The organism is Kitasatospora sp. NPDC002543 (assembly GCF_053594915.1).
Genome location: NZ_JBSFWR010000024.1, coordinates 75,012 through 94,124 on the forward strand (window position 1 = coordinate 75,012; position 19,113 = coordinate 94,124).

13 protein-coding genes are annotated in these 19,113 nt (G+C 73.5%); 7 read left to right on the top strand and 6 right to left on the bottom strand.

Annotated elements, in window-relative coordinates:
- Positions 1 to 235 precede the first annotated feature (235 nt).
- Together ACWD4P_RS13665 and ACWD4P_RS13670 are read right to left on the bottom strand one after the other, a co-directional pair.
- Positions 236 to 1,009, bottom strand: coding sequence for a thioesterase II family protein (locus ACWD4P_RS13665; RefSeq protein ID WP_449779714.1), 774 nt, complete (start codon positions 1,007 to 1,009; stop codon positions 236 to 238).
- A complete protein-coding gene (locus tag ACWD4P_RS13670) occupies positions 1,006 to 1,455 on the bottom strand; it encodes a type II 3-dehydroquinate dehydratase (RefSeq protein ID WP_359823261.1) in 450 nt (149 codons plus the stop codon). Before ACWD4P_RS13670 ends, ACWD4P_RS13665 begins: the two co-directional genes overlap by 4 nt.
- 255 nt (positions 1,456 to 1,710) lie before the next feature.
- Here ACWD4P_RS13670 and ACWD4P_RS13675 point away from each other — a divergent pair, with 255 nt between their 5' ends.
- Genes ACWD4P_RS13675 through ACWD4P_RS13685 form a run of 3 tightly spaced genes read left to right on the top strand, consistent with a single transcriptional unit; the run spans position 1,711 to position 4,669 of the window.
- Positions 1,711 to 2,874, top strand: coding sequence for a DegT/DnrJ/EryC1/StrS family aminotransferase (locus ACWD4P_RS13675; RefSeq protein WP_359823263.1), 1,164 nt, complete (start codon positions 1,711 to 1,713; stop codon positions 2,872 to 2,874).
- Positions 2,871 to 4,031, top strand: a complete 1,161-nt coding sequence (locus tag ACWD4P_RS13680) for a Gfo/Idh/MocA family protein (protein ID WP_449779715.1) — start codon at positions 2,871 to 2,873, stop codon at positions 4,029 to 4,031. The genes ACWD4P_RS13675 and ACWD4P_RS13680 overlap by 4 nt, the downstream gene beginning before the upstream one ends.
- Positions 4,028 to 4,669, top strand: coding sequence for an HAD-IA family hydrolase (locus ACWD4P_RS13685; protein WP_359823268.1), 642 nt, complete (start codon positions 4,028 to 4,030; stop codon positions 4,667 to 4,669). The genes ACWD4P_RS13680 and ACWD4P_RS13685 overlap by 4 nt, the downstream gene beginning before the upstream one ends.
- Positions 4,670 to 4,751: 82 nt before the next feature.
- Here the strand turns inward: ACWD4P_RS13685 and ACWD4P_RS13690 are convergent, their stop codons facing one another.
- Positions 4,752 to 5,783, bottom strand: a complete 1,032-nt coding sequence (locus ACWD4P_RS13690; protein WP_359823270.1) for a 3-dehydroquinate synthase family protein — start codon at positions 5,781 to 5,783, stop codon at positions 4,752 to 4,754.
- Between the two features lie 210 nt (positions 5,784 to 5,993).
- Here ACWD4P_RS13690 and ACWD4P_RS13695 point away from each other — a divergent pair, with 210 nt between their 5' ends.
- Entirely contained in the window at positions 5,994 to 6,794 is an 801-nt protein-coding gene (locus ACWD4P_RS13695; RefSeq protein WP_359823272.1) for an arylamine N-acetyltransferase family protein, read from the top strand.
- A gap of 175 nt (positions 6,795 to 6,969) precedes the next feature.
- On the opposite strand, the gene ACWD4P_RS13700 is transcribed toward ACWD4P_RS13695, so the two are convergent.
- Positions 6,970 to 7,389: a winged helix-turn-helix transcriptional regulator gene (locus tag ACWD4P_RS13700; RefSeq protein ID WP_449779716.1), complete on the bottom strand. Its 420-nt coding sequence runs from the start codon at positions 7,387 to 7,389 to the stop codon at positions 6,970 to 6,972.
- A gap of 134 nt (positions 7,390 to 7,523) precedes the next feature.
- On the opposite strand from ACWD4P_RS13700, the gene ACWD4P_RS13705 reads away from it, so the two are divergent.
- Both ACWD4P_RS13705 and ACWD4P_RS13710 read left to right on the top strand, forming a co-directional pair.
- Complete coding sequence (locus tag ACWD4P_RS13705; protein ID WP_449779717.1) at positions 7,524 to 8,948, top strand: MFS transporter; 1,425 nt, start codon at positions 7,524 to 7,526, stop codon at positions 8,946 to 8,948.
- A gap of 243 nt (positions 8,949 to 9,191) precedes the next feature.
- A complete protein-coding gene (locus ACWD4P_RS13710) occupies positions 9,192 to 10,679 on the top strand; it encodes an FAD-binding oxidoreductase (RefSeq protein WP_449779718.1) in 1,488 nt (495 codons plus the stop codon).
- 84 nt (positions 10,680 to 10,763) lie between these two features.
- Here ACWD4P_RS13710 and ACWD4P_RS13715 read toward each other — a convergent pair whose 3' ends face one another.
- Complete coding sequence (locus ACWD4P_RS13715; protein ID WP_359823281.1) at positions 10,764 to 11,531, bottom strand: glucose 1-dehydrogenase; 768 nt, start codon at positions 11,529 to 11,531, stop codon at positions 10,764 to 10,766.
- An 88-nt stretch (positions 11,532 to 11,619) separates the two neighbouring features.
- Positions 11,620 to 12,471 (bottom strand): hypothetical protein, encoded by an 852-nt coding sequence (locus ACWD4P_RS13720; protein ID WP_449779719.1) that lies wholly within the window; start codon positions 12,469 to 12,471, stop codon positions 11,620 to 11,622.
- 211 nt (positions 12,472 to 12,682) lie between these two features.
- Here ACWD4P_RS13720 and ACWD4P_RS13725 point away from each other — a divergent pair.
- Positions 12,683 to 19,113 (top strand): beta-ketoacyl synthase N-terminal-like domain-containing protein (locus ACWD4P_RS13725; protein ID WP_449779720.1); only part of this gene is annotated, 6,431 nt, incomplete at its 3' end.

The following is a 19,113-nucleotide window of genomic DNA, read 5'->3' on the forward strand; positions in this document are numbered from 1 at the left end:
GCAGTCGAGGTGAGGAGCACATCATGGCCGGGCACCGCAGAGACGGTAATCCCACCCAGAGGACCCGGGGCGCCGAGAGCGGCGCGGTGGCGCCCGGGGGCATCGAGTGCCCCCAGCAGCTGGTCATCATGATCTTCACGCGCACCGAGCGGCCGCGGCCCCCTCGGGCTCCCCGGTCGGCCCGGTCGGCCCGGTCGGCCGGCTGAGCCGCCGGGGCCCGGCCGGGCCGCGCGCTCTAGCCGAGCGCGTCCCGGACCAGCCGGGCCACCGCCTCGGTGTGCTCGTCCAGGTAGAAGTGCCCGCCGGGGAAGACCCGGAAGTCGAAGCCGGCCGTGGTGTGCTGCTGCCAGGCCCGGGCGACCTCGACCGGCACCCGGGGGTCGGCGTCCCCGACCAGGGCCGTGATCGGGCAGCCGACCACGGCACCCTCGGGGCACCGGTAGGTCTCGATGGCCCGGTAGTCGGCCCGGACGACCGGCAGGTAGAGCCGGAGCAGCTCGGGCTCGGCCAGGACACGCTCGTCCGTGCCGCCCAGCGCCGACATCTCGGCCAGCAGGCCGGCGTCGTCCCGCTGGTGCACCCGCTCCGGCAGGGGCCGGCCCGGCGCGCGCCGGGCGGAGGCGAACAGCGCCACCGGCGGGACGCCGTCCCGCTCCAGCAGGCGCGCGACCTCGAAGCCGAGCGTCGCCCCCATGCTGTGCCCGAACAGCGCCAGCGGCCGGTCGTCCTCGTGCCGCAGCACGGCGGCGACCTGCGAGGCGAGCTCCCGCAGGTCGCTCACCGGCTGCTCCCGGTAGCGGTCCTGACGGCCCGGGTACTGGACGCAGACCACCTCGAAGTCGGCGGACAGCGCCGCCGAGAGCGCGCGGTAGCCGCTGGCCGAGCCGCCGGCGTGCGGCAGGACGGCGACCCGGACGCCCTCGGCGCGGGTGCCGTCGAAGCGGCGCAGCCAGGTGCCGCGGTCGGCGGTGGGCGCGTCGGCGCCCGCTCCGCTCCTCGCCGCGGTCACCGCCGCGCACCGCCGTTGACGACGGAGGTCAGGGCGCGGGCGCCCAGCCGGTAGCCCAGGGCGCCGAGGCCCACGATCACGCCGCTGGCGAGCGGGGCGATGACCGAGTCGTGGCGGAAGCTCTCCCGGGCCCAGACGTTGGACAGGTGCACCTCGATCCACGGATTGGGGTAGTTGGCGAGCGCGTCCCGCAGACTCCAGCCGGCGATCATCAGCGCACCGGGATTGACCAGGGCGCCGACGGTGTCGTCGTAGCCGTCCTGGATCGCGCGGATCAGCTCGCCCTCGCAGTCGCTCTGCACGGCGCGGACCTTCCAGCCCTGGTCCGCGACCTCCTCGGCGACCCACTCCTCGATCTCCGCCAGCGTGGTGGTCCCGTACACCTCGGGTTCGCGCCGGCCGAGGATGCCCAGATTGGGACCGTTCAGAAGCAGCACCGTGCTCATGTTTCACCTCGCGTCAGCTGGCGGATTTATGGAGGCCGGGACACCGCACGGCCATTGCTGTTATAGCAAGACGGGACTCCGGCCGAGGAAATCGGGAGCCGATCGGAAACGACTGAGGGGGCGTATAGGGGGAGTGCCAGGGGGTGGGATCGGCGGCGTCGAGTGGGTAGCGTTTCGGCGGAACGGCGGGCGTATTCGTGACCACCTCGAATGCCTGTGGCCCGCGTTCATTCTCGGCGCAAACAGGGAGACCCCATGAATGAGAGTGCGGCGCTGTCGGATTTCCCGAAGTGGCCCCAGTTCGACGACCGGGAGCGGGAGGGGCTGATCCGGGCGCTGGAGCAGGGCCAGTGGTGGCGGATGGGCGGTAACGAGGTCAACTCGTTCGAGCGCGAGTTCGCCGAGTACCACGGCGCCCCGCACGCGCTGGCCGTCACCAACGGCACCCACGCGCTGGAGCTCGCGCTCCAGATCGTCGGCGTCGGCCCCGGCACCGAGGTCATCGTGCCGGCCTTCACCTTCATCTCCTCCTCGCAGGCCGCCCAGCGGCTCGGTGCCGTCGCCGTGCCCGTCGACGTCGACCCGGTGACGTACTGCATCGACCCGCAGGCCGTCGAGGCGGCCATCACCCCGCGCACCAAGGCGATCATGCCGGTGCACATGGCCGGCCACCTGGCCGACATGGACGCCCTGGAGAAGATCTCCCAGGCCACCGGGGTCCCGCTGGTCCACGACGCCGCCCACGCCCACGGTGCCCAGTGGCGCGGCAGGAAGGTCGGCGAGCTCGGCTCGATCGCGGCCTTCAGCTTCCAGAACGGCAAGCTGATGACCGCCGGCGAGGGCGGCGCGGTGACCTTCCCCGACCAGGAGTCGTACGAGCTCGGGTTCCTGCGGCACAGCTGCGGCCGGCCGGCCACCGACCGCCGGTACTTCCACCAGACCTCCGGCTCCAACTTCCGGCTCAACGAGTTCTCGGCGAGCGTCCTGCGCGCCCAGCTGTCGCGCCTCGACGAGCAGATCGCCGTCCGCGAGCAGCGCGCTCCGCTGCTCGCCTCGCTGCTCGCCGAGATCCCGGGGGTCGTGCCGCAGGGCCGCGACGAGCGCTGCGACCGCAACCCGCACTACATGGCGATGTTCCGGATCCCCGGGATCACCGAGGAGAAGCGCAACGCCCTCGTCGACGACCTGATCGCGCGTGGCCTGCCGGCCTTCATCGCCTTCCGCGCCATCTACCGCTCGGAGGGCTTCTGGGAGACCGGCGCCCCGCAAGAGACGGTCGAGTCCCTCGCGCAGCGCTGCCCCAACACCGAGGCGATCAACAACGACTGCATCTGGCTGCACCACCGCACGCTGCTCGGCACCGAGGAGCAGATGCACTTCATCGCCCGCACCGTCGCCGACGCGCTGGCCGCCGCGTGAGCAGCGGCACCACGACGCCCGGGCACCGCGCGGCGGGCCCGGTACGGACCGCCGTGGTGGGGCTCGGCTGGGCGGCCACCTCGATCTGGCTGCCCCGGCTCCGCCGCCACCCCGGCTACCGGGTGGTCGCCGCCGTCGACCCGTCGCCCGATGCCCGGGCCGCGCTGGCGGAGCAGTGGGAGCAGGAGCGGGAGCCGGGCCACGGACCGGGCGGCGAATTGCCCGGGCTGCTGGCCGACATCGACGGGCTCGGCCCGCAGGACGTCGACCTCGCCGTCGTCGCGGTCCCCAACCACCTGCACAGCGCCATCGCCTGCCGGCTGCTGCGCAACGGCGTCCCGGTCTTCGTGGAGAAGCCGGTCTGCCTCGACTCCGCCCAGGCCGAGGAGCTGGCCGAGGCCGAACTCGCCGGCGGGGCCGTGCTGCTGGCCGGGAGCGCGTCCCGCTACCGGGCCGACGTCCGGGCGCTGGGCGCGCTGGCCGCCGACCTCGGCCGACTGCGGCACGTCGAGGTCTCCTGGGTGCGGGCCCGCGGTGTCCCCAAGGCGGGCGGCTGGTTCACCCAGCGCCGGTTCGCCGGGGGAGGCGCCATGGTCGACCTCGGCTGGCACCTGATCGACGCCGTCACCCCGATGCTCGGGTCGACCGCGTTCCGCCAGGTCGTCGGCACGGTGTCGGACGACTTCGTCAACGACGGAGCCGCCCGGGCCGCCTGGCGCGAGGACGAGCAGTCCGGCGGCGCCGCCGGGAACGTGGAGGACACCGCCCGGGGCTTCCTCGTCACGGAGGACGGCGTCTCGGTGGCGATCCGCGCCAGCTGGGCCTCGCACGAGGCGCTCGACACCACCACGATCCGGCTGGAGGGCAGCGCCGGCACCGCGCAGCTGCGCTGCACCTTCGGGTTCAGCCCCAACCGCGCCGGCGGTTCGGTGCTGACCCTCACCCGGGACGGCGTCACCACGGAGGTCCCGGTGGCCGACGAGCCGATCGGGGCCGAGTACCTGCGGCAGATCGACGAGCTGCCCGGGCTGCTCGCCGACCCGGGCGCGAGGGGCCGGACGGTGGCCGAGGTGCGCGACACCATCGGGGTCATCGAGCGGCTCTACGCGTCGGCCCGGCCCGTTCCTTCCCTTGCGACCACGCGGAGTTCCCAGTGAAACAGGCAGTGATCTTCGACCTCGACGGCGTGCTGGTCGACAGCTTCGAGGTGATGCGGCGGGCGTTCACGGTCGCCTACGCCGAGGTGGTCGGTGAGGGCCGGGCGCCCTTCGAGGAGTACAACAAGCACCAGGGCCGATATTTCCCCGACATCATGCGGATCATGGGGCTGCCCCTGGAGATGGAGGAGCCCTTCGTCCGGGAGAGTTACCGGCTCGCCCACGAGGTGCCGGTCTTCGACGGGATCCCCGAGCTCCTGCGCTCCCTGCGCGAGCAGGGGTTCGTGCTGGCCGTCGCCACCGGCAAGGCCGGCCGGCGGGCCCGCTCGCTCCTCGACCAGCTGGGGCTGCTGCCCTTCTTCGACCACGTCATCGGCTCGGACGAGGTGGCCCGGGCCAAGCCGGCGCCCGACATCGTGCTGCGCGCGCTGGAGCTGCTGGACGTGGAGCCCCGCTCCGCGATGATGATCGGCGACGCGGTGACCGACCTGGCCAGCGCGCGCGGCGCGGGCGTGGGCGCGGTGGCCGCCGTGTGGGCCGGGGTGGACGAGGCCGAGCTGGTCGCGGCCGGCCCGGACGCCGTGCTGCGCGAGCCGGCCGACCTGCTCGACCTGCTCGCCCTGGCGCCGACCGCCTGACGCGGTGCGGCCGTACGACGGACGGTCACGGCGGTGGCCCGGGAGCCGGTTTCGGCTCCCGGGCCACCGCCGTGTGCGGAGGTCAGCCGCGCGGCATCCCGGCGAGGCAGTCCGCGACCACGGACTCCGGCACGTCGGCCACCAGCTCGGCGCCCCGCGGGCCGTCCAGCACGAAGGAGAGCCCGGTGGTCGCCTTCTTGTCCAGCCGCATCAGGGCGATCAGCCGGGCGGTGTCCACGCCCTCCGGCAGCGCGGTCGGCAGCCCGTAGCCGGACACCACGGAGAGGTGCTCGGCCGCCCGGGCCCCGTCGATCCGGCCCAGCGCGCCGGCCAGCCGCCCGGCGAAGACCGTGCCGACGGCGACGGCCTCGCCGTGCCGCAGCGTGAAGTCGGTGGCCAGCTCCAGGGCGTGGCCCAGGGTGTGGCCGTAGTTCAGCAGGTGGCGCAGGCCGGAGTCGCGCTCGTCGGCCATGACGATCTCGGCCTTGCGCGCCACGCTCGCGGTGATCTGCTCCGGCAGCGGCAGGCGGTGGATGCCGTCGACCCCGATGAAGTGGCAACGCGCCAGCTCCCCGTACCCGTTGGTCCACTCCCTGGTCGGCAGGGTGTCCAGGTAGTCGGTGTCGCAGAGCACGGCCCGGGGCTGCCAGTACGCGCCGACCAGGTTCTTGCCCTCCGGCAGGTTCACGGCGGTCTTCCCGCCGATGCTCGCGTCGACCTGGGCCAGCAGCGAGGTCGGCAGGTGGACGACCGGCACCCCGCGGTGGAACAGCGCGGCCGCCAGCCCGACGGTGTCGGTGGTGGTGCCGCCGCCGCAGGAGACCACCACGTCGTTCCTGGTGAGCCCGAACTCGGCGAAGGCGCGGCAGAGTTCGCCGACCGTGGCCAGCGTCTTGTCCACCTCGCCGTCCCTGGCCGGCAGCCTCAGCGCGGGGACGCCGGGGTCGGGCGTCCACTCCCGCGGCCGGGCCGAGACCACGACCGCCTTGCGCGCTCCGATCTCGGCGACGACCTCCGGCAGCAGGTGACGCACCCCGGCGCCGACCCGTACCGCGTACGAGCGGTCCCCGAGGTCGACGTCGATCCGCCGGTGCGGTGCGGTGGTTTCCGGCATGGCTTCCAGGCCCCCTCAAGTGTGGTCAACCTTCCTCCGCGAGGCTAGGCGGGCCCGGCCGCCCGGGGCCCGCGCGGCCGGAAAACCGAGGGGTGGGCGGCGGCGGGATAGGGAGCACATAGGGGGGCGGTCAGGGGATCGTCCGGGGCCGTGCGCCCGGAGACTTCCTGGGGACGTATGGACTCCGTCGAGAAGCGAGGAAGTGCCCCCATGTACGACATCGACGCCTACCTGGCGCACCTGGGCCACACCGGCCCGGTCGAGCCCACCGTCGAGACGCTGCGCAGCCTGCACAAGAAGCACCTGATGACGGTGCCGTTCGACAACTCGGTCAACGCCGAGCGCGGCGACTACATCTGGGACTACGTCGAGGTCGACATCGACGAGGCCTTCGACGGTCTGATCCTGGGCGGGGGCGGCGGCACCTGCTTCGAGCTCAGCGGCCTGTTCCGCCGGCTGCTGATCGACCTGGGCTACGAGGTGGACATCCTGGCGGCCGGCGTGCGCGGCCCGGACGGCGGCTTCGGCCCCGACCTGGAGCACCTCTTCACCGGGGTGCGGATCGACGGCGAGGTCTGGCTGGCCGACGTCGGCTTCGCCGGCCCCTCGTTCATCGAGCCGGTGCGGGTCGCCGACGAGCCGCAGGAGCAGTACGGCTGCGTCTACCGGGTGGTGGCGCACGAGGAGGAGCCGGAGTACCACGTGCTCCGGCGTCAGGCCGCGGACTCCGAGGCGCAGGCCGTGTACCGCTTCAAGCTGCAGCCGCGCAGCCTGGCGGACTGGAAGCGCGACCCCGCGCAGCCCGAGGCGGTCAACCCCGAGTGGAACTGGGCGGGGGAGCTGGTCTCCAACACCACCGTGATCCGCTCCCGCGCCACCGAGACCGGGCAGATCATGCTGGTCGGCCGGCGCTGCCTGACCGTGGACGGCGGCCGGGAGCAGTTCCGCGTCCTGGTGAAGGCCGAGGACTACGACGCCGTCGTCGCCGACGTGCTGCGCCGCCGGAGCTGACCCGACGTGCTGCGCCGCCGGAGCTGACCCGACGTGCTGCGCCGCCGGAGCTGACCCGACGTGCTGCGCCGCCGGAGCTGACCCGACGTACCGCGCCGCCGGAGCTGACCCGACGTACCGCGCCGCCGGGCCCGACCGGGCGGCGACGCCGCGGCCAGGCCCCGGGGCGGGTGCGTCAGGCGGCCGCCACGGCCCGGGTGTCGGCCTCCTGGCCGGCCCCGTGCGCGGCGTCGTACTCGCTGTGCGCCCGCGCGATGTCCGGGCCGTGCCGCTTGGCCCAGCTGACCAGGGCGGTGAGGCTCTCGTGGAGCTCCAGGGCCATCTCGGTGCAGGTGTACTCGACGCGCGGTGGAACGGTCGGGTAGACGGTGCGGACCAGCAGGCCCTCCCGTTCCAGCTTGCGCAGGTTCAGGGTCAGCATGCGGCGGCTGATGCCGGTGATCCGGCGCTCCAACTCGCTGAACCTGACCGGGCCTTCGGCCGCGGCGACCAGGATGCCGATGCTCCACTTGCCGGCCACGCGGTCGATGACCTCGCTGACCGTGCAGGCGACGTTGCCCTGCTCGGCCGTCACACCGGTGTGACTACGGGACATTAATGTGCCTCCTTCCGCCCACGGCCATGGTCACACATCATGGGAACTGTTACAAGAAGTGCACTAAAGAGAGGTGAGCAGGCATGTCGCCTGAGGTTGTGTCACCGGGCCGGCCGACGTCACGGTGGTTGGCGATGGCCATCCTGTGTGCGGGTCAGCTGATGGTGATCCTTGACGGCACGATCGTGAACGTGGCGCTGCCGTCCATCCAGTCGGATCTCGGCTTCAGCCAGTCGAGCCTGGCCTGGGTGGTGAACGCGTACCTGATCCCCTTCGGCGGTCTGCTGCTCCTCTCCGGCCGCTTCGGCGACCTCATCGGCCGCAAGCGGGTCTTCACCACCGGCCTGACCGTCTTCACCGCGGCCTCGCTGCTGTGCGGCCTGGCGCAGAGCCCCGGCATGCTGCTGGTCTCGCGGTTCGTCCAGGGCGTGGGCGGCGCGGTGACCTCCTCGGTCACCCTCGCCATGATCGTGACGATGTTCACCGAGCCCAAGGAGCGGGCCAAGGCGATCGGCGTCTACAGCTTCGTCCAGTCCGCCGGCGGCACCATCGGCCTGCTCGCGGGCGGCGTGCTGACCCAGGCCATCAGCTGGCACTGGATCTTCTTCGTGAACGTGCCGATCGGCGTGGTGGCCGTCCTCATGGCCGCCCGCAAGCTCAGCGCGGAGCGCGGCACCGGCCTCGGCAAGAGCACCGACGTGGTCGGCGCGGTGCTGATCACCGCCGCCCTGATGGGCGCCGTCTACACGATCGTCGAGACGGCGGACTACGGCTGGGGCTCCAGCCACACCCTCGGCTTCGGCCTCGGCTCGATCGCCCTGATCATCGCCTTCGTCGTCCGCCAGCTGAAGGCCGAGGCCCCGCTGCTGCCGCCGCGGATGTTCCGGCTGCGCAACGTCTCGGGCGCGCTGGGCACCCACACCCTGATGATCTCCGGCATGTTCAGCTTCCAGTTCCTCGCCGTGCTCTACATGCAGAACGTGCTCGGCTTCGACCAGGTGCAGACCGGCTTCGGCGTGGTGCCGGTGTCGATCCTGATCGGCCTGATGTCGCTGTTCCTCTCGCCCCGCCTGATCGCGCGGTTCGGCGCCAAGACCGTCCTGCTGGCCGCGCTGGTGCTGATCGTGATCGGCCTCGGCGCCATGGGCCAGGTCTCGGCGGACGGCGCCTACTTCACCGACGTCTTCCCCGCCACCCTGCCGCTCGGCATCGGGTTCGGCATGGCGATGCCGTCGCTGGCCGGCCTGGCCATGTCGGGGGCGACCCCGAAGGACTCCGGCCTCGCCTCGGGCATGTTCAACACCATGCAGCAGGTCGGCGCCGCCCTCGGCCTGGCGATCCTCAGCACGCTGGCCGCCTCGCACGCCAAGAACCTGATCGCCGACGGCACCGCCTCCGGGACCGCCTACACCAGCGGCTACCAGCTGGCCTTCCGGGTCGCCGCGTGCTTCGTGCTCGGCGCCGCGGTGGTCGCGGTGACGGTGCTGCGCACGCCGCCGAAGCCGCAGGCCGCGCCGGCCGTCTCGGCCCAGCCCGCGAAGGACACCGCCTCGGCCTGAGGCGCGCACGACCGGACCGCCGTCCGGTCGGCCCCCCGATCCCGCCCCTGCCCGCCGCACCCCCGTCGGCGTGGCAGGGGCGTCGCGCTGTCCCGGCCCGGGCCCGACCCGGGCCCGGGGCCGGTGCGGCGACCAGGGCGAACGGGCCGCACTGAGGGGGGAGTTAGGGGTGTGTCGGGTGTTCCCCGGCTGCCTAGGCTCACCGTGTCCCACCAGGAACAACTGACGAGTCGAGGATGGTTGATGACCAGCGGGCAGTCCGGGCTCCGGGCGAACGACGCCTCCACGCCGAACACAGCGGCGGCCGAAGCCGATTGGTCGGCGCTGCGCCCACTTCTCCGGGGTGACGTCGTCCTGCCGTCCGACCCCGAGTACGACCTGGCCAAGCAGCTGCACGTGGCCGAGTTCGATTCCGCGCGGCCGCGGGCCGTCGCCTACTGCGAGACCCCCGAGGACGTCAGCGCCTGCGTCCGCTTCGCGGCGGAGCACGGGGTGCCGGTGCACCCCCGCAGCGGCGGGCACAGCCTGGCCGGCTGGTCCACCGGTGCCGGGCTGGTCGTCGACCTCTCCCGGATCGCCCACGCCGAGCCGCTGGGCGGAACCGTCCGGTTCGGCCCCGGACTGCTGTCGGTGGACGCGCTCGCCGCCCTCAAGGAGTCGGGCGAGCAGATCGTGACCGGCACCTTCCCGACGGTGGCCGCCGCCGGCTACCTCCTGGGCGGCGGGATCGGCCACCAGACGCGGAAGTTCGGCCTCGCGAGCGACCGCCTGGTGGCGGCCACCGTGGTGCTCGCCGACGGCCGGATCGTCCGGGCCTCCGAGACCGAGGAGCCGGAGCTCTTCTGGGCGCTGCGGGGCGGTGGCGGCGGCAACTTCGGCATCGTGGTCGACTTCGAGGTCCGGTCGATCCCGGTCTCCTCCGCGGTCCACTTCACCACGATCTGGTCCTGGGACGACACCCACCGGGTGCTCGCCGCCTGGCAGGAGTGGATCGCCGGCGCCGCGCGGGAGATCGGCTCCTCGGTGCTGGTCGTGATGCCGGACGCCGGCCCCGATGCGGTGCCGATCGTGCAGGTCTCCGGCGTCTGCTGGGGCTCGCTCGACCAGCTGGAGGCCGCGCTGGACGAGTTCGTCGCCGCCACCGGCGCCGTGCCCGAGGTGCGGGACGCGGCGGAACTCCCGTACGACGAGGTGATGTTCCGGGTGTACGGCCTCGGCGAGCTGACGGCCGAGGAGCTCCACCGGGTCGGCGGAAGCGAGGCGGCCAAGGTCGAGCGGATCGGCTTCCAGCGGGAGCGGCACCAGTACCTGGCCCGGCCGCTCGACGGCCCGGCGCTCGACCGCGTGCTCGCCGACTTCTCCGCGGACCGGCACGCCGAGCACACCCGCTACCTGTGGATCATCGCGCTCGGCGGCGCCGCCGACGACCTCGGCCCGGCCGAGACCGCCTACCCGCACCGCGGCGCGCCGTTCATCGCCGGCTACTGCACCCTCGTCCCCGACGCGGTCCCGCAGCCGGAGGCCGAGCGGGCCATGACGGCCTGGGTCGACCGGGGCTTCGAGGCCCTCGCCCCGCAGGCCACCGGCGGCGCCTACGTCAACTTCCCCGACCCGGCGCTGCGCGACTGGCAGCGGGCGTACTACGGCGACAACTACCCGCGACTGCTCGACGCCAAGGCCAAGTACGACCCCGAGGACGTGTTCCACCACGGGCGGAGCGTCGGCGGCTGAGCCGTCCGACCCGCGAAACGCGACCGGGCGCCGGACACCGAGGGTGTCCGGCGCCCGGACCGTCATGCGGCCGTCACGCCGGCGTCACGCGGAGGGCGTGCTGACCGGCGGGGTCGGCCCGGCCGAGAATCCGCCGTCGATCGCTATCTCCGCGCCGGTGAGGTAGACCGAGGCGTCCGAGGCCAGGAAGGCCACCAGCCCCACCACGTCCTGCGGCAGCCCGACCCGGCGCAGCGCCACCCCCGGGTGGTTGCCGGCACCCACCGGCGGGGCCATCCCCTCGTTCATCGGAGTGGCGATGATGCCCGGGTGGATGGAGTTGACCCGGATGCCGAACTCACCGAGCTCCAGCGCGGCCGTCTTGCTCAGACCCCGCAGGCCCCACTTGGAGGACCCGTAACTGGCGGACCCGCCGACGCCCTTCAGCCCGGAGACCGACGAGACGTTGACGATCGACCCGCCGCCGGCCCGGCGCATCGGCCCGGTGACGGCCTGGATGCCGAGGAACGGGCCGACCAGGTTGACCTGGAGGGTCCGGACGAACGCGTCCTTGCTCTCGTCCTCGATCCGCTGGGAACGGAACACCCCGGCGTTGTTCACGAGGACGTCGAGACCGCCGAACGCGGAGACGGCCGTCTCCGCGGCGGCGGCCCACTGCTCCTCGTCGGTCACGTCGAGGTGGACGTAGCGGGCGTTCTCGCCGAGCTCGGCCGCCACCTTCTCGCCGGCCTCGTCGAGGACGTCGGCGAGGACGACCCGGGCGCCCAGCCGGACGAAGAGCCGCGCGGCGGCCTCGCCCTGGCCGCGCGCGGCACCGGTCACCAGAGCCGTCTTGCCTTCAAGTGTGATCACGGTTTCTCTGCTCCTGGAAAATGGGTTCGGACGTCCATTCTCGCCCGGAGACCGGTATCCGCGAAAGGCTGATCCAGCATCAATTCACTTATGCTGGCTGGAGTTCCCTGGCGGTGACCGGGGAGATGCGCAGTGCCGTCCGCAGGGCCCGCGCCGCGAGGGCGTCCGTCGAGGCCGGAATTCCCATCCGCTCGTGCGTGTGCCGGGCATGGCCGAACAGCAGGTAGTTCGCCGGGGCATCGGGCCGGGCCGGGGCCTCGACGGCCGATCGGGCGGCGTCCAGATAATTCCGCAGCGCGGTGCCGGCGAGTTCGCCCGACCGGAAATTCCCGAACCCCTCGGGCGTGGCCGCCGCGGCGAGCGCGGCGCCGTGGACGTCGGCCCGCTCCGCCGCACGGAGCCGCTCCTCGCGGGAGAGCCGGCCGACCCGCTCCTGCCAGTACAGGAAGAGGAACGCCGGCCGCTCGGACTCCGGGAGCAGCTCGACCAGCCGGCCCAGGTGCAGGACGGCGAAGTCCAGCTGCCGCTCCTCGTCCAGCGGGCCGTGGCGCAGCGTCTCCAGCGCCAACTCACCGGAACGAAAAGCGAGTTCGTCGTCGAGGTGCACCCCGTCGAACGCCGGCCGGGGCGGCTCGGGCCGCTCGCCGGACTCCTGGTGGAGCCCGGCCCCGACGGGCCCGGCCGCGTCCCCGGACCGGACCGGGGCAGCCTCCGGGACGGCCCCCGATACGGCCTCCAGCGCGGCCTCCTCGGCGTGGAACCACAGGCCCCCGCCCCACCGGTCGCCGTCCGCCGGCCGGTGGAAGAACCACCGGGCCCCCGGGTCTTTCCGCCGCACTTCGTCCACCAGTGCCGGAATCGCCGCGTACGACTCGGAAACACCCTCCGCGGCCCGCGGATCCGCGCCGGGCAGATGGCAGAAGAACCAGATCCGTGACATTCCCAAGTCCCCTCGTAGTCCTCCGCGAACGCTCTGCGGACGAGGCTAGGGGAGAGGGGCCGGCCTTTCCCGGCGGAGAGCGAAAACCGGGACCGGCCCGGCCGGGTTAGGGACCCCATAGGGGGGTTGTCAGGGGGGCGGACGGACGCCCGCTCCACAAGACTTCCCCTGGCGGAAGTATGCCGTGGTCCGACCGAGGGGTTTAGAGGAAATGCTGCGTACCGAGCTGATCCGACCGCTGCCCGAACTGTTGAAGGCGCACGCGGATCGCATGGGCGACAAGGTCGCCTTCAAGGATGCCCGGCGCAGCGTGAGCTACGCCGAACTCGAGGGCCGCACCCGCCGGCTGGCCGGCCACCTGGCCGACCTGAGGCTCCAGCCCGGGGACCGCGCCGCCATCCTGCTCGGCAACCGGGTCGAGATGATCGAGAGCTACTTCGCCGTCCTGCGCGCCGCGGGGATCGGGGTGCCCGTCAACCCCCGCTCCACCGACGCCGAACTGGCCCACATCCTCGACGACAGCGGTGCCCGGGTCGTCATCACCGACTCGGCCCACGCGGAGCAGCTGCGCCGTCTGCTCGACGAGGGCCGGCAGCTGCGCACCGTGATCGTCGCCGACGACGGCCGGGTGCCGGTGGGCGCCCAGTCCTACGCCGCGCTCGCGACCACCGAACCGGCCTCCCCGGCCCGGGACGACCTGGACCTCGACGACCTGGCCTGGATGCTCTACACCTCCGGAACCACCGGGCGCCCCAAGGGAGTTCTCTCCACCCAGCGCAACGGCCTGTGGTCGGTCGCGGCCTGCTACGTTCCGGTGCCCGGGCTCACCGCCGAGGACCGCGTGCTGTGGCCGCTGCCGCTCTTCCACAGCCTCTCGCACATCGCCTGCGTGCTGTCCGTGACGGCCGTCGGCGCCACCGCCAGGATCGTCGACGGGTTCTCCGCCGACGAGGTGCTGCGCGCCCTGGACGAGGAGTCCTCGACCTTCCTCGCCGGTGTGCCGACCATGTACCACTACCTGGTCCAGGCCGCCCGCGAGAAGGGCTTCCGCGCGCCGGACCTGCGGATGTGCCTGGTCGGCGGAGCCATCACCACCGCCGCCCTGCGCCGGTCGTTCGAGGCGCTCTTCGACGCCCCGCTGCTGGACGCCTACGGCAGCACCGAGACCTGCGGCTCCATCACGATCAACTGGCCCACCGGCGCCCGGGTCGAGGGCTCCTGCGGCCTGCCGGTGCCGGGCCTCGGCGTCCGGCTGGTCGACCCGACGAGCGAACTCGACGTCGGCATCGAGGAGGAGGGCGAGGTCTGGGTCAAGGGCCCGAGCGTGATGGTCGGCTACCACAACCAGCCCGAGGCCACCGCCCAGGCCATGCGGGACGGCTGGTACCGCACCGGGGACCTCGCCAAGCGGAACGAGGAGGGCTACTTCACCGTCACCGGACGGATCAAGGAACTGATCATCCGGGGCGGCGAGAACATCCACCCCGGCGAGGTCGAGGAGGCCCTGCGCACCGTCCCCGGCGTGCTGGACGTCGCCGTGGTCGGCAAGCCGCACCCCGTCCTCGGGGAGGTGCCGGTCGCGTTCCTGGTGGCCGGCCCCGAAGGCCTCGACCCGGACGCCCTGTTCACCGCCTGCCGGGAACGCCTCTCCTACTTCAAGGTGCCCGAGGAGCTCTACGAGATCGGCCGGATCCCCCGCACCCAGTCCGGCAAGATCACCCGCCATGTGCTGCTGGACCAGCCCGCGCGCCTGCGCGCCGCGAGCGGCAGCCACTTCGACGCCCTGCAGCGCCTCGACTGGGTCCCCTTCGGCTCCCTCGCCGCCGCCACCGAGACCGTCCCGACCGGGAGTTGGGCGCTGGCCGGGGCCGGCGAGCGGTCCGCCGCGGCCGCCGGCCTGCGCGCGGCCGGCCTCGACGTCGAGGACCTCGGCGCACTCGCGGACGCCCGGACGGCCCTCGCCGCCGACACCCCGGCCCCTGCGGTCCTCCTGCTGACCGCACCCGAGGCCGACGGCACCGGCACCGCCCTGTCCGACGCCGTGTCCGACGCGGTGTCCGCCCTCGCCGGCACCCTGCGGGAACTGCTGGCCGACGACCGCCTGGCCCGGACCCGCCTCGTCGTCCTGACCCGCCGCGGCGTGGTCACCGGCGCCGACGACGCCCGGCCCGACCTCCGGCACGCCGCCCTGTGGGGCCTCGTCCGCAGCCTCCAGGCCGAGTACGGCGCCGAGCGGCTGCGCCTGGCCGACCTCGACGGCGACGACCGTCCGAGCGCCCGCGCGCTGCTCGGCGCCTTGGCTTCCGGCGAGGGGCAGATCGCGGTCCGGGCCGGCGTCGCGATGCGGCCGAGGCTCGCCCGGGTCCTGTCCGCCGCCGACCGGGCCGAACGCCCGCTGCTCGACCCGCAGCGCACCGTCCTGGTGACCGGCGCCGACAGCGCGGCCGGCCGGTCCGTGGCGCTCCACCTCGTCGCCGGCTGGGGCGCCCGGCACCTGCTGCTGGTCAGCCCGGGCGGCCACGCCGACCCGGCCGCCGCCGAACTGGCCGCCGAACTCGCCGAACTGGACGCCGACGTGCAGCTGGTGGCCTGCGACCTGGCCGACCGGAGCGCCGTCGAGCGGCTGGCGCAGCTGCCCGTCGAGGCCCGGCGCCCGCTCACCGCCGTCGTGCACGCCCGCAGTGACCGGGACGCCGTCGGCGACGACCGGCTCCGGCACGCCCTGAGCGGCGTCCTGAACCTCCACGAGCTCACCAGGGGCGGCGAGTTGGGCTCGTTCGTGCTGCTCTCCTCCGCCGTCGGCACGTTCGGCGCGAAGGGCGAGGGCGACCGCGCCGCCTGGGCGGCCTTCCTCGACGCGCTGGCCCGGCACCGCCGCAGCCACGGCCTGCCGGCCCTCGCCGTCGCCTACGGCCCGTGGGCGGTCGGCCCGCACACCGAGTGGACCGCTTCACCCGGCGTCGGCGAGCTCACCGAGCAGGGCGGTCTCGCCATGTTCGACGCGGCGGTCATGGTCGACGAGCCCGCCCTGGTCGCGATGAAGCTCGACACCGCCCTGGTCGGCGGCGAGGACGAGGTCCCCGCGCTGCTGGAGGGACTCATCGAGCAGGCCCCCGGCACCAGCGCCGCCGACGCGGGACGGGCGGACGAACTGCGCGACCGGCTGGCCCCGCTCGCCGAGGCCGAGCGCTTCCGGACCCTGCTGGAGATCGTCCGGACCGAGGCCGCGCGCGTGCTGGACCTCGACGGCACCGGCACGATCGGCGTCGACCGGGCCTTCAAGGAACTCGGGTTCACCTCCGTCACGGCGGTGGGCCTGCGCAACCGGCTGACCGAGGCCACCGGCCTGCGGCTGCCCGCCACCCTGGCCTTCGACCACCCCACCCCCGGCGCCGTGGCCCGGCTGGTGCTCGGCGAGCTCCTGGGCGGTGCCCCGGACAGCGAGGACGACGCCGCGCAGAGCGCGCCGGACGCCCGCTTCGACGAGCCGATCGCGATCGTCGGGATGGCCTGCCGGCTGCCGGGCGGGGTGTCCTCGCCGGAGGAGCTGTGGCGGCTGCTGGTGGAGGAGCGGGACGCGATCTCCGGGTTCCCGGAGGACCGCGGCTGGGACCTGGAGGCGCTGTTCGACCCTGACCCGGACCGGGCCGGCACCTCCTACGCGCGTGACGGCGGATTCCTGGAGGACGCGGCCGGGTTCGACGCGGGGTTCTTCGGGATCTCGCCGCGCGAGGCGCTGGCGATGGACCCGCAGCAGCGGCTGCTGCTGGAGACCTCGTGGGAGGCCTTCGAGCGGGCGGGCATCGACCCCACTGCGCTGCACGGCAGCAAGGTCGGCGTCTACTCCGGCGTCATGTACCACGACTACGCGTCCAAGGTGGAGCGGCTGCCCGAGGGCATCGAGGGCTATCTGGGCACCGGGACGGCCGGCAGCGTCGTCTCGGGCCGGGTGTCGTACACGCTGGGTCTCGAGGGCCCTGCGGTGACGGTGGACACGGCGTGCTCCTCTTCGCTGGTGGCGCTGCACCTCGCCGTGCAGTCGCTGCGCCAGGGCGAGACCACGGTCGCGCTCGCCGGAGGCGTGGCCGTGATGTCACTGCCCGGTTCCTTCGTGGAGTTCTCCCGCCAGCGCGGTCTGGCGCCGGACGGCCGGTGCAAGGCGTTCGCGGCGTCGGCCGATGGGACGGCGTGGGCCGAGGGTGTGGCGGTGGTGTTGTTGGAGCGGTTGTCGGAGGCGCGTCGGCGTGGGCACCGGGTGCTGGCGGTGGTGCGGGGCAGTGCGGTGAACCAGGACGGTGCGTCGAACGGTCTGACGGCTCCGAACGGTCCGTCGCAGCAGCGGGTGATTCGGCAGGCGCTGGCGAGTGCCCGGCTGGCGTCGGCGGATGTGGATGTGGTGGAGGCGCACGGCACGGGGACGGCGCTGGGTGATCCGATCGAGGCGCAGGCGTTGCTGGCGACGTACGGGCAGGGCCGGCAGGCCGAACGGCCCCTGTGGCTCGGCTCGTTGAAGTCGAACATCGGTCATGCGCAGGCGTCCGCGGGTGTGGCGGGTGTGATCAAGATGGTGCTGGCGATGCGGCACGGGGTGATGCCGAAGACGCTGCACGTGGACGAGCCGTCGCCGAAGGTGGACTGGTCGGCCGGTGCGGTGGAGTTGCTGACCGAGGCGCGGGAATGGCCGGCGGTCGAGGGGCGCCCGCGCCGGGCCGCCGTCTCCTCCTTCGGCATCAGCGGGACCAACGCACACGTCGTACTGGAGGAGGCACCGGACGTTGACACCCCGTCGGACGCCCGGGACACGGGCGCCCTGCCGGTGGTGCCGTGGGTGCTGTCGGCGCGCTCGGAGGGCGGGCTGCGGGGGCAGGCCGACCGGCTTCACACGCTGCTGGAGGGCGATGCGGAACTGGACCCGGTGGACGTCGGGTTCTCGCTGGCCACGACCAGGGCCGCGATGGACCACCGCGCCGTGATCCTGGCGGGCGGCCGCGGTGAGGCCCTCGCGGAGCTCGCCCTGCTGTCCGCCGGCGAGGAGCCGGCCGGCGTCGTCCAGGGCGTCCTGGACGACGGGACTCACGGCCGGGTCGGGGTGCTGTTCACCGGTCAGGGCAGTCAGCGGTTGGGGATGGGCCGGGGGTTGTACGAGGCGTTCCCGGTGTTCGCGAAGGCTTTCGACGAGGTGTGCGCGGAGCTGGATCCGCATCTGGAGGTGCCGCTGCGGGAGGTGGTCTGGGGCGGGGACGCCTCGGCCGTGGAGGCGACGGGGGTGGCGCAGCCGGGTCTGTTCGCGTTCGAGGTGGCGCTGTTCCGTCTGGTCGAGTCCTGGGGCGTGCAGGCGGACTTCGTGGCCGGGCACTCGGTGGGCGAGCTGGCGGCGGCGCATGTGGCGGGGGTGTTCTCGCTGGCGGATGCGGCGCGGTTGGTGGCGGCGCGTGGTCGTCTGATGCAGGCGCTTCCGACCGGTGGCGCGATGGTCGCGGTGCGGGCGACGGAGGCCGAGGCGGTGGCGCAGCTGATCGATGGTGTGTCGATCGCGGCGGTGAACGGCCCGTCGCAGGTGGTGATTTCGGGTGCCGAGGACGCCGTCTTGGAGGTGGCGTCGCGGTTCGGCAGGTCGAAGCGCCTGTCGGTCTCGCACGCGTTCCACTCGGGTCTGATGGACGGCATGCTGGCGGAGTTCCGCGAGGTCGCCCGCTCGGTGTCGTACTCCCCGTCCGTGGTCCCGGTGGTGTCCAATGTGACGGGCTCGCTCGCGGGTGAGGAGCTGCGGGACCCGGAGTACTGGGTGCGGCACGTGCGCGAGACCGTGCGTTTCGCCGATGGTGTGCGCACGCTGCACGAGCAGGGCGTGACGGTGTTCCTGGAGCTCGGCCCGGACGGTGTGCTGACGGGCATGGCGCAGGACGTCCTGGAGGGCGCGGCCGGCACGGCGGCCTTCGTCCCGGCGGTGCGGGCCGGCCGTCCCGAGGACCGGACGGTCCTCACGGCCCTGGCCCAGCTCCATGTGCGGGGCGCCGGCCTCGACTGGTCGGCGGTGTTCGCGGGCACCGGCGCCCGCGCGGTGGAACTGCCCACCTACGCCTTCCAACACGAGCGGTTCTGGCTGGAGTCGGGCGCCTCGGCCGGTGACGTGTCGGCGGCGGGCCTGACCTCGGCCGAACACCCGCTGCTCGGCGCGGTGGTGCAGGTGCCGGACGCGGGCGGTCTGGTGGCCTCGGCGCGGCTCTCGCTGCGCACCCACCCGTGGCTGGCCGACCACCGGGTGTCGGGCGCGGTGGTGCTGCCGGGGACCGGGCTGCTGGAGCTGGTGGTCCGGGCCGGTGACGAGGTGGGTGCCGGTGCCGTCGAGGAGTTGGTGATCGAGGCGCCGCTGGTGGTGCCGGACGCCGGCGGAACGCAGGTCCGGGTGGTGGTGTCCGGTGCGGACGCGGCCGGGCGCCGGACGGTGGGCGTGTACTCGCGGACGGAGGGGGCTTCGGCCGACCTGCCGTGGGTCCGGCACGCCACCGGCACGCTCACCGAGGAGGGCCCGGTCGCGGTCGGGGGTCTGACGCAGTGGCCTCCGGTGGACGCCCGGGCGGAGGATCCGGCGGAGTTCTACGAGCGCCAGGCCGGGGCCGGTGTGGTGTACGGGCCGTCGTT